Genomic DNA, 12,356 nt, shown 5'->3' with positions numbered 1-12,356 from the left:
CATAACAGAGGCTTACATTTCTGTTACACCGCAACGTGCACGATGAAAGTGACGAATCCTGGCCGGCCGTAGGTCAGATGCTGCCCTGAGGCTTGAGGGGCTCGGCGGGGCGTGTCACTCGTGCGCTGCCCAGCACGCTGGGTTCGATCTCGACCGAGCGTGCCTCGCTGGTCCAGGCGGCCTGGGCATCATGTACTGCAGGGCGGCGTTCGAAGGAGCGCGTCACCACGTCGCCGGGTGCGAAACCGGCACGAGCGGCGAGGTGATGAGGCAACAGGCAGAGCTCGATGAGCAGGCGCAGCGTGAATGCTGCCGCCAGCCACAGCCCGGCACCCGCTGCCAGTTCGGGCCAGGCCAGGTACCAGTCGCTGGCAGCGAACCAAGGGGTGCGTGGCAGCAGCCATAGAGCGGCGGTTACAAGCAGCCCCATCTGCAACAGAAGGTGCAAGAAGAGTAGGAAGCCGCGGGACATGGGGCGGCTGGGAAACAGAAATTGGCGCATCGGGCTCCTCCCTTAGGGACATCGGCATACGATGAACGGTCCGACATCCCTGCCGGCGGTTCGATGCTACCCCAGATCGCGGCCAGCGTCAGCCGTTACGTCGGGCAGCGCTTCGCCGCTCAGTCGAGCAGGGTGATGCTGGCCGGTAGCAGCGCGTCGCGGGCGCGGTGCTCACCGAGCGCACGGCCCGCCAGGGCGGTCAGCAGGATCTGCAGCGGATCGCCGTGGCTCACCAGCAGCACGGTCTCCTGGCGCAGCGATTGCTCCAGTGAGGCGATTACCCCCTGCATGCGAGCGGCGACGCTGGCGGCGCTCTCCACGCCATGCTCGCAATGCTCCGGGTCCTGGGCATCCAGCGCCCAGACGTCGGGATAACGGCAGTCCGGCCCACCTTCGAAATCGCCGAAGTCGCGCTCGCGCAGGCGCGGCTCGGCCTGCAGCGCGAGCCCGAAGTGAGTGGCCACTCGGGTGGCGGTTTCGGTGGTACGCAGGAAGTCGGAATGCAGGATGCGAGTCGGCGATGGCCAGCGCCAGTCGTCGAGCAGCGCTTGCAGCTGTGCCTCGCCCTGGTGGGAGAGGCCGAACGCCGAGAGCCCCCTGGCCGGGGTGCTGATGATCAGGTGCCGCTCGTTGGCCTCGCTGTGACCATGCCGCATCAGCAGGTAGCGGTTGTGGCGCGAGCCCGAAGAGAATTGAAATCGGTTTGACATCGTCTTGTCACACTACCTAGATTGAAGGTTAGTTTCGTTTGCGATCATGCGGGCTTCAGCATGTTCACTTTCGAGCAGGCTAGGCGGGATGCCGGCACAGGTCATCCCGCGTCTTGCCGCAAGATCGGCATACATGAATCCAATAACTCGAATAACGACAAAGATCAGAGAGACACGCCAATGACAACACCCAAGACTTTCGGCCGCGCCGCCCTGAATTCACTGGCTCTGTCCAGCCTGCTGCCTCTGGCCCTGCTGATCTCGGCGCAGGCCCAGGCCGACTGCCCCCGCGGCGCCCTGGACACTCTATTCTGCGACGAGGATGGCGACATGGTCGCCGATCTGCCCGCCGACGAATCCGAGTGGGCCAACCCCGATACGCTGATCTTCGCCTATACCCCGGTGGAGGATCCAGCCATCTACTCCGACATCTGGCAGCCCTTCATTGATCATCTCCAGGAAGTGACCGAGCGTAACGTACGCTTCTTCGCCGTGCAGTCCAACTCGGCTCAGGTCGAGGCCATGCGCAGCGGGCGACTGCACATCGCCGGCTTCTCCACCGGCCCGACGCCGTTCGCGGTGAACCTGGCCGGCGCGGTGCCGTTCGCCCTGATGGGCTCCGACGACGGTCAGTTCGGTTATACCCTGCAGGTCTACACTCACGTCGATTCCGGCATCGACGATCTGGAGGACCTGCGTGGCAAGCGGGTGGCGCACACCTCGCCAACGTCGAACTCCGGCAATCTGGCGCCGCGGGCGCTGTTCCCGGAGCTCGGCATCGTGCCCGATGAGGACTACGAGGTGGTCTACTCCGGCAGTCACGACCAGTCGATGCTGGGCGTGGTCGCTCGCGACTATGACGCCGCACCGGTGGCCTCCGAGGTGGTCGAGCGCATGGCGGCGCGGGGTCTCTATGATCCGGACGAGGTCAAGATCATCTACGAGACCGATGCGTTCCCCACCACTTCCTACAACTACGCGCACAACCTCCACCCTGACCTGGTCGAGAAGATCAAGGAAGCCTTCTTCACCTTCGATTTCGAAGGCACGGCGCTGGGCGATGAGTTCGAGGGCGTCGACAAGTTCATCCCCATCAACTACCAGGAGCACTGGGAGGTCATCCGTACCATCCAGGCCGCCAACGACGTGCGCTACACCCGCGAGGACCTGGAGCAGGAGTAAACCTGGCAGCGTGCAGCCGGGGCCCTCGGCTTCGCCGGGGGCGTCTCCGTTTCTCTTTCCGCGAGGTGGGTGAATGCTGGAAATTTCAAAGCTGGTCAAGCGTTACGGCCGTGACGAGCCGGTGCTCAAGGAGCTGGATCTGACGGTCGAAGGCAGCAGCGTGGTCTCCATCGTCGGCGCCTCCGGGGCCGGCAAGAGCACCATGCTGCGCTGTATCAACCGCCTGGTGGAGCCCACCTCGGGTTCGATCAAGCTCAACGGTACCGAGCTGGTTCACCTGCGCGGGCGCGAACTACGCCGTGCCCGGCGCAAGATCGGCATGGTGTTTCAGGGCTTCAACCTGATCGACCGTCTCACGGTGATGGAGAACGTGCTGGCAGGGCGGCTCGGCTACGTCAATCTCTACCAGGCGATTACCCGCCGCTATCCCCAGAGCGATATTGAGCGCGCCTTCACGCTGATGGAACGGGTGGGCATCGCCCACTATGCCAACAAGCGGGCCGACGAGCTTTCCGGAGGTGAGCGTCAGCGGGTCGGCGTGGTACGGGCGCTGATGCAGGAACCGGAAATCCTGCTCGCCGACGAGCCCACGGCCTCGCTCGACCCGCGTACCTCCGAGCAGATCATGAAGCTGCTGCAGAGCCTGGCCAGCGAACTCTCACTGCCGGTGCTGATCAACATTCACAACGTGGCCCAGGCCAAGGCCTACACCGAACGCATCGTCGGCTTGCGCCATGGCCGGATGATCTTCGACGGCGCGCCGGCCGATTTCGGCAAGGAGGCGCTGGACGCCATCTACGGCGGCATCGAGACAGCCGAAGACGAGATCACCGAGGAGCCCGGCCGCCCGGCGCAGCAGGGGGTGGCTCATGACTCGACCTGACCAGGCCGCCGCGCCGCGTACCTGGCGCAAACCGCCCTTCATCGCCAACCCGGTGCTGCGCTATGGGCTGTGGCTGGTGGTGATCGTCTACCTGGTGTGGGCCTTCGGCTCGCTGCCGTTCAACTGGGCGCGCATCAGCGAGGGCCTGCCACGGGCGGCACGTATCTTCGGCGGCGGCTTTCCTCCCAGCTTCGAGCGCAGCGGGCTGCTGATCACCGGCTTCAAGGAGAGTTTCCAGATCGCCATTCTGGCCACCCTGATGGGGGTAGCGCTGTCGATCCCCTTCGCCGTGATGGCGGCCAAGAACGTGGCGCCCAAGCCCATCTACCTTCTCGGACGTGCGGTGATCATCGTCTCGCGCAGCTTCCATCCGGTGATCGTCGCCATCCTGTTCGTGGCAGCGGTGGGCTTCGGTCCGCTGGCCGGGATCCTGACGCTCACGATCTACTCGATCGGCTTCGTCGGCAAGCTGCTGGCGGAGGAGATCGAGGAGATCGACTGGGGCCAGGTCGAGGCGATGAAAGCCGCCGGAGCGGGCTACCTGGCGACGCTGATCTATGCCGTGTTTCCGCAGATCCTGCCGCGCCAGGTGGGGCTCTCCATGTACCAGCTCGACAGCAACCTGCGCGCCTCGGCGGTGGTCGGCATCGTCGGCGCCGGCGGCATCGGCGGTACCCTGATGAATGCCTTCGGTCGCTACGACTACGATTTCGCCTTTGCCATCCTGCTCATGATCATTGCCGTGATTCTGGTCAGTGAAGGCATCAGCGGCTGGGTGAGGAAGAAGATATGGTAGATCATGCCGGAGCCCTGGCCGACCGCGTCTGGCGGCGCTACGACCGCAAGCAGCAGCTGATCCGCTACGGCGTGCTGCTGATTACCGTGATGGTGGTCTACTGGGCGATACGCGACATCGACATCTTCTGGCCCTGGGTGTGGGACGCTCCCAACCAGATCTCGAGCCTGGGCGCGCGCATGTGGCCGCCCGACCCCTCGCGGCTTGCCGCGATCACCAACGCGCTGCTGGAGACGGTGCACATCGCCACCCTGGCGACCCTGCTGACGATCTTCATTGCGCTGCCGGTCTCCTACATCGCGGCCCAGAACACCACGCCCAACCGCGCCTGCCTGTGGCTGGGGCGCTTCATCCTGGTAGCCAGCCGCTCGGTGAACACCATCATCTGGGCACTGCTGTTCGTGGCCATCTTCGGCCCCGGGGTTCTGGCGGGAATCCTGGCCATCATGTTTCGCTCCATCGGCTTCATCGGCAAGCTGATGGGCGAGGCCATCGAGGAGATCGACCGTCGCCCGGTGGAGGCCATGGAAGCCACCGGCGCCTCCAAGGCCAAGGTCATCGCCTATGCCGTCGTGCCCCAGGTGATGCCGGCTTTCTTCGCCATCGTCATCCTGCGCTGGGACATCAACATCCGTGAATCGACGGTGCTGGGTCTGGTCGGCGCCGGCGGTATCGGGGTGATCCTGCAGGGAGCGATCGACACCTTCGCCTGGCCCACGGTGGCCACCATCCTCATCGCCATCATCGTGCTAGTGCTGATCGGCGAGGCGGTGACGGGCCTGCTGCGACGCAAGGTGCTCTGAGGGACGACGGCTTGTTGGTCGGTTGACCTTCCCGGCTGCCCTTGCCATGTTGAAATCGAGGTCCCGCGATGGGGCTCCATTCACTGCATCAAGGAGAGGCTATGACAACGTATATCGTGGTGGCCGATGCGGCTAGGGCGCGCGTATTCACCCGCGACGCGCTGAAGCTGGAGGAGAAGGAGAGCCTGGTGCACGCCGAAGGGCGTCTGCACGAGGGAGACCTGGTCACCGGCGAGACGGGAGCCGTCGACGAGTCGACCTCTCACACTCGGCGTTCCAGTCGCGGTGACAGCGTGGCGCTGGACCATGAGGCGGAGATCTTCGCCAAGCAGATCGCCGAGCGAATCTACAAGGCCAGGGTCGACAACAGCATGGACAAGCTGATCCTCGTCGCTCCGCCCCGCTTCCTGGGCGTGCTGCGTGACAAGATCGACGGGCCGACCAGCAAGCTGATCATCCACACCCTGGACAAGGATCTCTCCAAGGCGCCGCTGAACGATATCCAGAAAGCCGTCAGCGACATGCGCTGAAGCGACTTTGGCCTCGCGCTCGAGCCTGAACTCAAGCGTGCACTCAAGAAAGGGGCGTTCTTGCCGATAGAAGGAGCATGGCTGTGAAGTTTACTTCGCTGCAACATGCTATCCACTTCAGCGAGAACGCCCATGCACCTCAGATCGATCCGCCAATTCGTGGTCATGCTGGCCGGACCCTGCCTGTTGGCAGTGGTCGTGGCTCTGGTCGTTTATGCCCTGTTCTCCTCGGCACGTACCCAGCAGACCGTCGAGACCCACACGCGCGAACTGCTCGAAGGGGCCGTAGACGAGCGCCTGGCGGTGTTGGCGGACGCCGAGGCCGGCAGGATCCAGCGCGAACTCGAGCATGCCCTGACCCTGGCCACCCAGTTGGCAGATACCAACGCGCTGATGGGCCAGCGGGACGGCAGCGGCCGCACCGCCCTTGGCCTGAGCCGGCGCGAGCTCTCCAATCTGGTGCGCGAGACGGTGGTGCAGAACCCTTCGCTGCTGGACGCCTTCATCGGCTGGGAGCCTGATGCTTTCGGCCGCGATGCGCTGTATGCCGATCTTGGCGAAAGCGACGGCTACGACGGCAGCGGTCGCTTCATGCCCTGGTGGTATCGCACCGGGGAGGGCGGCGTCGAGGTGTTGCCGCTGGGCGAGACCATGGAGAGCACGGCGCTGCTCGGCAATGGCGTGCGTGAGGGCGAATACTACCTCTGCCCGCGGGAGAGCCTCGCCCCCTGTATCATCGACCCGGCGCCCTACGACTTCGGCGGCGAGACGCTACTGGTCACCTCGTTCAACGTGCCGATCCTGGTCGAGGGGGCGTTTCGCGGCGTGGCCGGTGTCGACCTGTCGCTGGATTTCATCCAGGCACTGCTGCTCGAGGCCAACCAGTCGCTCTACGGAGGGGCGGGCGAAATGGCCCTGGTGGCGGGGCGCGGGGGGCTGGTGGCCTATACCGCCAATGCCGAGCGGCTCGGCGATGCGGCAAGCGAAGCCTTCGATGCTCAGGTGCTGTCGGCCCTCGAGCAGGCTCAGGCGGAGGGCTCCAGCGTGAGCCTGGTGCGGGATGGCATGCTGGAGCGCTATCAGCCCTTCACCATCGGCGAGAGCGAGCAGCCCTGGACGCTGATGATCCGGCTGCCCGAAGCGGCGGTGATGGCAGAGCTAACGGCGCTGCAGGCGATGATGAACGAGCAGCGCCGGGCCGACACCCTGGGCATGGCGCTGGTCGGCCTGCTGCTGGCGGCATTGGGGCTCGCCGCCCTGTGGTGGGTCGGCACCCGCGTGTCGCGGCCGCTGCGCCTGCTGGCCGAACGCATGCGTGAGATCGCCACCGGCGACGGCGATCTGACCCAACGCCTGCCGGTACGAGGGCGCGACGAGAGCGCCGAGCTCGCCATTCAGTTCAATGCCTTCGTCGACAAGATTCACGACGTGCTGCTCGACGTGCGCGCCAGCAGCGAATCGGTACGTATAGCGGCCAGCGAGATCGCCAACGGCGGCGAGGATCTGTCGCGGCGCACCGAGCAGGCCGCTGCCAGTCTGCAGCAGACCTCCGCCTCCATGGAGCAGATCTCGGCCACGGTAGAGCACACCTCGGCCTCCTCGCGGGAAGCCAACGGCCTGTCGAAGTCGGCCGCCGAGGTCGCCCAGCGCTCCGGCGAAACGGTCGGCCAGGTGGTGGACACCATGCAGGAGATCAGCCGCTCGTCGCAGCAGATCGGCGAGATCGTCAAGGTCATCGACGGCATCGCCTTTCAGACCAACCTGCTGGCGCTCAATGCTTCGGTCGAAGCCGCCCGGGCCGGCGAGCACGGCCGCGGCTTCGCCGTGGTGGCCGGTGAGGTGCGCCAACTGGCCACGCGCAGCGCCGAGGCCTCGCGCGACATCCGTTCCCTTATCGAGGCCTCCAGCCAGCGTGTCATCACCGGTACCGAGCTTGTGGGACGCGCCGGCGAGAGCATGGGCGAGCTGATGGCCAGCGTGAACCGGGTAGCCAACATGCTCGGCGAGATCAGTATGGCCGCTGGTGAGCAGAGCGACGGCATCGGCCAGGTCAGCGTGGCCGTGGCCGACCTCGACCGTACGATTCAGCAGAACGCCGCGCTGGTGGAGGAGTCGACCACCGCCGCCGAGCAGCTCAGCGAGCAGGCCGATCGTCTGGCCCAGGTCGTCGGCGGGTTCCGTCTGCGCGATCGCTGACGGCAGGGGCCAAGGGACCCTGGGGTAAGGCAACAGGAGGGTCAGGAGACCGGCGGCAGGTCGATCTCGTCGCTGCGCCTGACCCCCTCGGTCATCTGCCGGCACAGGCGCAGGAATTCGCGCATGCCGGTGGCCAGGTACTTGTGGCGGTGCCAGATGAAGGCGAACTGGCGGCTCAGGTCGAGCTCGGGAGTGGGAATCGGCACCAGGCTACCGCGGCGGAAGGCGTCACGCAGCGCCAGTTTCGACACGCAGCCGATGCCGAGCCCCGACTCCACCGCGCGCTTGATGCCCTCGGTATGTTCCAGCTCCAGCAGCGTATTGAAGCGCCCGCGGCGGTGCCTCGCGGCCTGCTCCAGCGTCATGCGCGTGCCCGAGCCCTGCTCGCGCATGATCCAGGCCTCGCGCAGCAGGCGCTCCAGCTCCACCGGCCCCTGGCCGGCCAGCGGATGGCGGGGCGAACAGAACACCGACAGTTCGTCCTCCACCCAGGACTGGGTGATCACGTCCTCCTCCTCGCAGTGCCCTTCGATGAGCCCCAGGTCGAGCTCGTGCTGACGCACGCGGTCGATGATCTCCCGCGTATTGCGCACCGCCAGGCGTACTCGGCTGCCCGGATGGCGCTGCATGAAATCGCTGATCAGCAGCGTCGCCAGGTAGTTGCCGATGGTCAGGGTGGCGCCCACGTCGAGCGAACCGATGCCCTGCTGACCGTGCAGGATCTCCTCGATCTCCTCGGCGCGGTCGAGCAGCGCCACCGCCTTGGGCAGCAGCTGAAAGCCCAGCGCGTTGAGCCGCAGCCGCTTGCCGATACGGTCGAGCAGCTGGCAGTCGAACTGGCGCTCGAGTTCGGCCAGGGCGGTACTGGTGGCCGACTGCGACAGGGAGAGCGCCCGAGCGGCGCGCGAGACGCTCTCGTGCTGGGCGACGGCGACGAAGACCTCGAGTTGGCGCAGGGTGAAATGCATGAAACGGCTCGATGTTGATCTATATCAGCAATCTGGATAAAGGATATCCATACAATCCAATTAACAGATAAACCTTGCGCTCTTATAATGCAAGCAAATCATCTAGCCCAATGCTTTATTCGATATAGGAATATCTAGGAGCCGGCATGAGCAAGTTTGCGTTGGAAGAGGTTCTCAGTGTCCACCACTGGAACGACACCCTGTTCAGCTTCCGCACCACCCGCGAGCGCAGCCTGCGCTTCAAGAACGGTCAGTTCGTGATGATCGGCCTCGAAGTGAACGGCAAGCCGCTGATGCGTGCTTACTCCATCGCCAGCCCCAACTACGAGGACCACCTCGAGTTCTTCAGCATCAAGGTGCCCGATGGCCCGCTGACCTCACGCCTGCAGCACCTCAAGGTGGGCGACCAGATCATGGTCAGCCGCAAGCCCACCGGCACCCTGGTCACCGACGACCTGCTGCCGGGGCGCAACCTCTACTTCCTTTCCACCGGTACCGGTCTGGCCCCGTTCATGAGCCTGATCCAGGACCCGGAGGTGTACGAGCGCTACGAGAAGGTGATCCTGGTGCACGGCGTGCGCAGTGTCAGCGAGCTGGCCTATGCCGACTTCATTCAGAAGGAGCTGCCGGCTCACGAATACCTGGGCGACGAGATCCGCGAGAAGCTGGTCTACTACCCCACGGTGACCCGCGAGGAGTTCCACACCATGGGCCGCCTCACCGACCATATCCGCAGCGGCAAGCTGTTCGAGGACACCGGCATTGCGCCGATGGATCCCAAGCAGGACCGCGCCATGATCTGCGGCAGCCCGGCGATGCTCGACGAGACCAGCGCCCTGCTGGACGACCTGGGCTTCAACATCTCGCCGCGCATGGGCGAACCCGGCGATTACGTCATCGAGCGCGCCTTCGTCGAGAAATAAAAAGGGGCGTTCGGTGCTTGGCGAGCTTCAAAAAACCCACGGCCTTGCGGTCGTGGGTTTTTGTTTGACTGGGCTTATACCGCATCCTTGCCGGTTTCGCCGGTACGAATCCGGATCACCTGCTCAAGCGGCGTGATGAAGATCTTGCCGTCGCCGATCTTTCCGGTATTGGCCACTTGGGTGATGGCATCGATCACCTGCTCGATCAGGTCGTCGTCGATGGCGATCTCCACTTTCACCTTGGGCAGGAAGTCGACCACGTATTCGGCACCGCGATAGAGCTCGGTGTGGCCCTTCTGACGACCGAAGCCCTTCACCTCGGTCACGGTGATACCCTGCACCCCGATCTCCGAAAGCGACTCGCGAACGTCGTCGAGCTTGAACGGCTTGATGATGGCGGTCACCAGTTTCATGGTCTGTTTCCTCGTTGTCGTGCGGGGTTCTTCGCTCGAACCCGGGCGGGTACGAATCGGCTGGCCTCAAGCATACACCGCCCTTGGCAGGAAGAAAAAAGGCTCCCCGCAGGGAGCCCGGAAGGGGTAAGCGTTTATTCTGGGCGGGGCTGACCGACCGGTGCGCCGGCTGCGTAGCCGCCGGACTGCGGACGTCCACCACTGCCGCCGTAGACACGGGCGACACTGAACTCGGGGTAGGCTTCCATACCGCACTCGGCCAGATCGACCCCCTCGTACTCTTCCTCTTCGCTGACGCGTACGCCCATGATCGCCTTGATGATCAGCCACACGGCGAGGCTGGCGGCGAAGACCCAGGCGAAGATCGCCAGGCCGCCGATGATCTGTGCACCGAAGGTGGCTCCGTCGTTGGAGAGCGGCACCGCCAGCAGACCCCAGATGCCGACCACACCGTGCACCGAGATGGCGCCGACCGGATCGTCGATCTTCAGCTTGTCGAGGGTGACGATGGCGGCCACCACTATGATGCCGCCCACGGCACCGATCAGGGTCGCGCCCAGCGCCGTGGGCTCCAGCGGCTCGGCGGTGATCGCCACCAGGCCGGCGAGGGCGCCGTTCAGGGCCATGGTCAGGTCGGCCTTGCGGAACCAAACCTTGGCCAGGATCAGCGCGGCGATGACGCCACCGGCCGCCGCGGCGTTGGTGTTGACCAGCACCTGGGCCACGTTGTTGGCCGAGGCCACGTCGGAGAGCTTGAGCTCCGAGCCGCCGTTGAAGCCGAACCAGCCCATCCACAGGATGAAAGTACCCAGGGTGGCCAGCGGCATGTTGGCACCCGGGATGGCGTGAATGCTGCCGTCCTTGCCGTACTTGCCCTTGCGCGGGCCGAGGACCAGCACGCCGGCCAGTGCCGCGGCCGCACCGGCCATGTGCACGATGCCGGAGCCGGCGAAGTCGGAGAAGCCCAGCTCGTCGAGCCAGCCCTCGCCCCATGTCCAGTAGCCGGACACCGGGTAGATGAAGCCGGTCATGACCACGGCGAAGGCGAGGAAGGCCCACAGCTTCATGCGCTCGGCCACGGCGCCGGAGACGATCGACATGGCGGTGGCGACGAACACTACCTGGAAGAAGAAGTCGGCGCGCATGGAGTAGTAGGGGGCGTCTTCACCACCGGCGGTGACCGCATCGACGCTGTTCTCGCCGCCGATCAGTACGCCCAGGTTGGGCAGGATGCCACCGGCATCGCTCGAGTACATGATCGAGTAGCCCACCAGCAGATACATGGTACAGGCAATGGCGAACAGGGCGATGTTCTTGGTCAGGATCTCGGCGGTGTTCTTGGCGCGCACCATGCCGGCTTCCAGCATCGAGAAGCCGGCGGCCATCCACATCACCAGCACGCCGCAGATCAGGAAATAGAAGGTGTCGAGCGCATAGCTCAACTCGGCAAGTTCACTCATGGCTGTTCTCCGTTGTTCTCGTTATGTCGATCAGACGGCTTCGGCGCCGCGTTCGCCGGTACGGATGCGAATCACATCCTCCAGCGGCGTCACGAAGACCTTGCCGTCGCCGATCTTGCCGCTGTTGGCCGCACCGCAGATGGCATCCAGCACGCTCTCGACGCGGGAGTCGTCCACGGCCACCTCGACCTTGACCTTGGGCAGGAAATCGACCACGTATTCGGCGCCGCGGTAGAGCTCGGTGTGGCCCTTCTGACGGCCGAAGCCTTTCACTTCGGTCACGGTGATGCCTTGCACGCCGTTGTCGGCCAGGGCCTCCCGTACGTCGTCGAGCTTGAACGGTTTGATGATGGCGGTGATGAGCTTCATTAGCGTCTCTCCATGCTGGTATTGGGCGATGGGTTGCCAGCTGCTGTGTCTTGCTTATGCGCATTACGTGCCATTTCCGAAAAAAACCTTTTCTTACAGCCGTTTTTCAGGACGAGATAGGCTCGATTCACCAAGAGGGAGAGGAGGGTTACGCGCCCGTGCACCAGCTTGGTGCCTTGTTGTGGTGCAGGCGCGCCATGTCGGAGCGTGAGAAGGGAATGCGTCGTTGCAGCGCCTTGCGTATGCTGTAGAGCAACATGCCCAGGCGAAAGGAGAAGCGCACCATGGCGAGTCAGGACCCCATCAGCCGGTTGGCGCAGCAGCTCGGCGAGCGCCTGCAGGGGGCGGCCCAGGCGCCGGAAGAGTTGCAGAAGGGAATACAGCAGGTCGTACGCGGCGCCTTCGACCGCCTCGAGCTGGTATCGCGGGAGGATTTCGACATCCTGATGGACGTGCTGCAGCGCACGCGCATCCGGGTCGAGGCGCTGGAGCAGCAGGTGGCGGCGTTGGAGAAGGCGCTGGCGGCCCGCGAGACCCCGGTGACCCAGGCGACCCTCACGCTGCCCGAGGATGCGGGCAAGGACGCTGACGAGCCCGGCGAAGCCAAGCGCTGAGCCAGCG

General features: G+C 64.8%; 15 protein-coding genes. 8 read left to right on the top strand and 7 right to left on the bottom strand.

Going from position 1 to position 12,356, the window contains the following annotated elements:
- Window positions 1-73 precede the first annotated feature (73 nt).
- Together HOP59_RS18410 and HOP59_RS18405 are read right to left on the bottom strand one after the other, a co-directional pair.
- Window positions 74-502, bottom strand: a complete 429-nt coding sequence (locus HOP59_RS18410; protein WP_010625817.1) for a hypothetical protein — start codon at window positions 500-502, stop codon at window positions 74-76.
- A gap of 119 nt (window positions 503-621) precedes the next feature.
- Window positions 622-1,212, bottom strand: a complete 591-nt coding sequence (locus HOP59_RS18405) for a histidine phosphatase family protein (RefSeq protein WP_010625816.1) — start codon at window positions 1,210-1,212, stop codon at window positions 622-624.
- 180 nt (window positions 1,213-1,392) lie between these two features.
- Here HOP59_RS18405 and phnD point away from each other — a divergent pair, with 180 nt between their 5' ends.
- The 6 genes from phnD (at window position 1,393) to HOP59_RS18375 (ending at window position 7,602) form a co-directional block, all read left to right on the top strand.
- Window positions 1,393-2,394: a phosphate/phosphite/phosphonate ABC transporter substrate-binding protein gene (gene phnD / locus HOP59_RS18400; RefSeq protein ID WP_010625815.1), complete on the top strand. Its 1,002-nt coding sequence runs from the start codon at window positions 1,393-1,395 to the stop codon at window positions 2,392-2,394.
- Between the two features lie 73 nt (window positions 2,395-2,467).
- Window positions 2,468-3,277 (top strand): phosphonate ABC transporter ATP-binding protein, encoded by an 810-nt coding sequence (gene phnC, locus HOP59_RS18395; protein ID WP_010625814.1) that lies wholly within the window; start codon window positions 2,468-2,470, stop codon window positions 3,275-3,277.
- Window positions 3,264-4,073: a phosphonate ABC transporter, permease protein PhnE gene (gene phnE, locus HOP59_RS18390; RefSeq protein WP_010625813.1), complete on the top strand. Its 810-nt coding sequence runs from the start codon at window positions 3,264-3,266 to the stop codon at window positions 4,071-4,073. The genes phnC and phnE (HOP59_RS18390) overlap by 14 nt, the downstream gene beginning before the upstream one ends.
- Entirely contained in the window at window positions 4,067-4,876 is an 810-nt protein-coding gene (phnE, locus tag HOP59_RS18385) for a phosphonate ABC transporter, permease protein PhnE (protein ID WP_010625812.1), read from the top strand. Before phnE (HOP59_RS18390) ends, phnE (HOP59_RS18385) begins: the two co-directional genes overlap by 7 nt.
- A gap of 101 nt (window positions 4,877-4,977) precedes the next feature.
- Window positions 4,978-5,406 (top strand): host attachment protein, encoded by a 429-nt coding sequence (locus tag HOP59_RS18380; RefSeq protein WP_010625811.1) that lies wholly within the window; start codon window positions 4,978-4,980, stop codon window positions 5,404-5,406.
- 132 nt (window positions 5,407-5,538) lie between these two features.
- Window positions 5,539-7,602 (top strand): methyl-accepting chemotaxis protein, encoded by a 2,064-nt coding sequence (locus tag HOP59_RS18375; protein WP_010625810.1) that lies wholly within the window; start codon window positions 5,539-5,541, stop codon window positions 7,600-7,602.
- Window positions 7,603-7,643: 41 nt separating this feature from the next.
- Here the strand turns inward: HOP59_RS18375 and HOP59_RS18370 are convergent, their stop codons facing one another.
- The gene (locus tag HOP59_RS18370) at window positions 7,644-8,570 is read right to left on the bottom strand and encodes a LysR family transcriptional regulator (RefSeq protein WP_010625809.1); all 927 of its coding nucleotides are present in this window, start codon (window positions 8,568-8,570) and stop codon (window positions 7,644-7,646) included.
- 146 nt (window positions 8,571-8,716) lie between these two features.
- On the opposite strand from HOP59_RS18370, the gene HOP59_RS18365 reads away from it, so the two are divergent.
- Window positions 8,717-9,493, top strand: a complete 777-nt coding sequence (locus HOP59_RS18365; RefSeq protein ID WP_010625808.1) for a ferredoxin--NADP reductase — start codon at window positions 8,717-8,719, stop codon at window positions 9,491-9,493.
- A gap of 74 nt (window positions 9,494-9,567) precedes the next feature.
- On the opposite strand, the gene glnK is transcribed toward HOP59_RS18365, so the two are convergent.
- The 4 genes from glnK to HOP59_RS18345 all read right to left on the bottom strand — a co-directional run bounded on the left by glnK (window position 9,568) and on the right by HOP59_RS18345 (window position 12,021).
- On the bottom strand, window positions 9,568-9,906 hold the full coding sequence (glnK, locus tag HOP59_RS18360; protein WP_010625807.1) for a P-II family nitrogen regulator: 339 nt from the start codon (window positions 9,904-9,906) through the stop codon (window positions 9,568-9,570).
- Window positions 9,907-10,040: 134 nt separating this feature from the next.
- The gene (locus HOP59_RS18355; protein WP_010625806.1) at window positions 10,041-11,366 is read right to left on the bottom strand and encodes an ammonium transporter; all 1,326 of its coding nucleotides are present in this window, start codon (window positions 11,364-11,366) and stop codon (window positions 10,041-10,043) included.
- A 30-nt stretch (window positions 11,367-11,396) separates the two neighbouring features.
- Window positions 11,397-11,735 (bottom strand): P-II family nitrogen regulator, encoded by a 339-nt coding sequence (locus HOP59_RS18350; RefSeq protein ID WP_010625805.1) that lies wholly within the window; start codon window positions 11,733-11,735, stop codon window positions 11,397-11,399.
- A gap of 148 nt (window positions 11,736-11,883) precedes the next feature.
- Entirely contained in the window at window positions 11,884-12,021 is a 138-nt protein-coding gene (locus HOP59_RS18345) for a hypothetical protein (protein ID WP_158409627.1), read from the bottom strand.
- Between HOP59_RS18345 and HOP59_RS18340 the strand changes: the two genes are divergently transcribed.
- Window positions 12,020-12,349, top strand: coding sequence for an accessory factor UbiK family protein (locus tag HOP59_RS18340; protein ID WP_234254871.1), 330 nt, complete (start codon window positions 12,020-12,022; stop codon window positions 12,347-12,349). The genes HOP59_RS18345 and HOP59_RS18340 overlap by 2 nt on opposite strands.
- Window positions 12,350-12,356: the final 7 nt, after the last annotated feature.

It is taken from the genome of Billgrantia aerodenitrificans (genome assembly GCF_021404405.1).
Taxonomy (GTDB): domain Bacteria; phylum Pseudomonadota; class Gammaproteobacteria; order Pseudomonadales; family Halomonadaceae; genus Halomonas; species Halomonas aerodenitrificans.
Note: the sequence above shows the minus strand (reverse complement) of the source record. Positions and strands in the feature narration are given on the sequence as shown.

What these genes read in the sequence shown, in the direction of transcription:
- phnE (WP_010625812.1), top strand. Translation starts at nt 4,067, where the DNA reads ATGGTAGATCATGCCGGAGCCCTGGCCGACCGCGTCTGGCGGCGCTAC.
- HOP59_RS18370 (WP_010625809.1), bottom strand. Translation starts at nt 8,570, where the DNA reads ATGCATTTCACCCTGCGCCAACTCGAGGTCTTCGTCGCCGTCGCCCAG.
- phnC (WP_010625814.1), top strand. Translation starts at nt 2,468, where the DNA reads ATGCTGGAAATTTCAAAGCTGGTCAAGCGTTACGGCCGTGACGAGCCG.
- HOP59_RS18365 (WP_010625808.1), top strand. Translation starts at nt 8,717, where the DNA reads ATGAGCAAGTTTGCGTTGGAAGAGGTTCTCAGTGTCCACCACTGGAAC.
- HOP59_RS18380 (WP_010625811.1), top strand. Translation starts at nt 4,978, where the DNA reads ATGACAACGTATATCGTGGTGGCCGATGCGGCTAGGGCGCGCGTATTC.
- glnK (WP_010625807.1), bottom strand. Translation starts at nt 9,906, where the DNA reads ATGAAACTGGTGACCGCCATCATCAAGCCGTTCAAGCTCGACGACGTT.
- HOP59_RS18345 (WP_158409627.1), bottom strand. Translation starts at nt 12,021, where the DNA reads ATGGTGCGCTTCTCCTTTCGCCTGGGCATGTTGCTCTACAGCATACGC.
- HOP59_RS18340 (WP_234254871.1), top strand. Translation starts at nt 12,020, where the DNA reads ATGGCGAGTCAGGACCCCATCAGCCGGTTGGCGCAGCAGCTCGGCGAG.
- phnD (WP_010625815.1), top strand. Translation starts at nt 1,393, where the DNA reads ATGACAACACCCAAGACTTTCGGCCGCGCCGCCCTGAATTCACTGGCT.
- HOP59_RS18375 (WP_010625810.1), top strand. Translation starts at nt 5,539, where the DNA reads ATGCACCTCAGATCGATCCGCCAATTCGTGGTCATGCTGGCCGGACCC.
- HOP59_RS18410 (WP_010625817.1), bottom strand. Translation starts at nt 502, where the DNA reads ATGCGCCAATTTCTGTTTCCCAGCCGCCCCATGTCCCGCGGCTTCCTA.
- phnE (WP_010625813.1), top strand. Translation starts at nt 3,264, where the DNA reads ATGACTCGACCTGACCAGGCCGCCGCGCCGCGTACCTGGCGCAAACCG.
- HOP59_RS18355 (WP_010625806.1), bottom strand. Translation starts at nt 11,366, where the DNA reads ATGAGTGAACTTGCCGAGTTGAGCTATGCGCTCGACACCTTCTATTTC.
- HOP59_RS18405 (WP_010625816.1), bottom strand. Translation starts at nt 1,212, where the DNA reads ATGTCAAACCGATTTCAATTCTCTTCGGGCTCGCGCCACAACCGCTAC.
- HOP59_RS18350 (WP_010625805.1), bottom strand. Translation starts at nt 11,735, where the DNA reads ATGAAGCTCATCACCGCCATCATCAAACCGTTCAAGCTCGACGACGTA.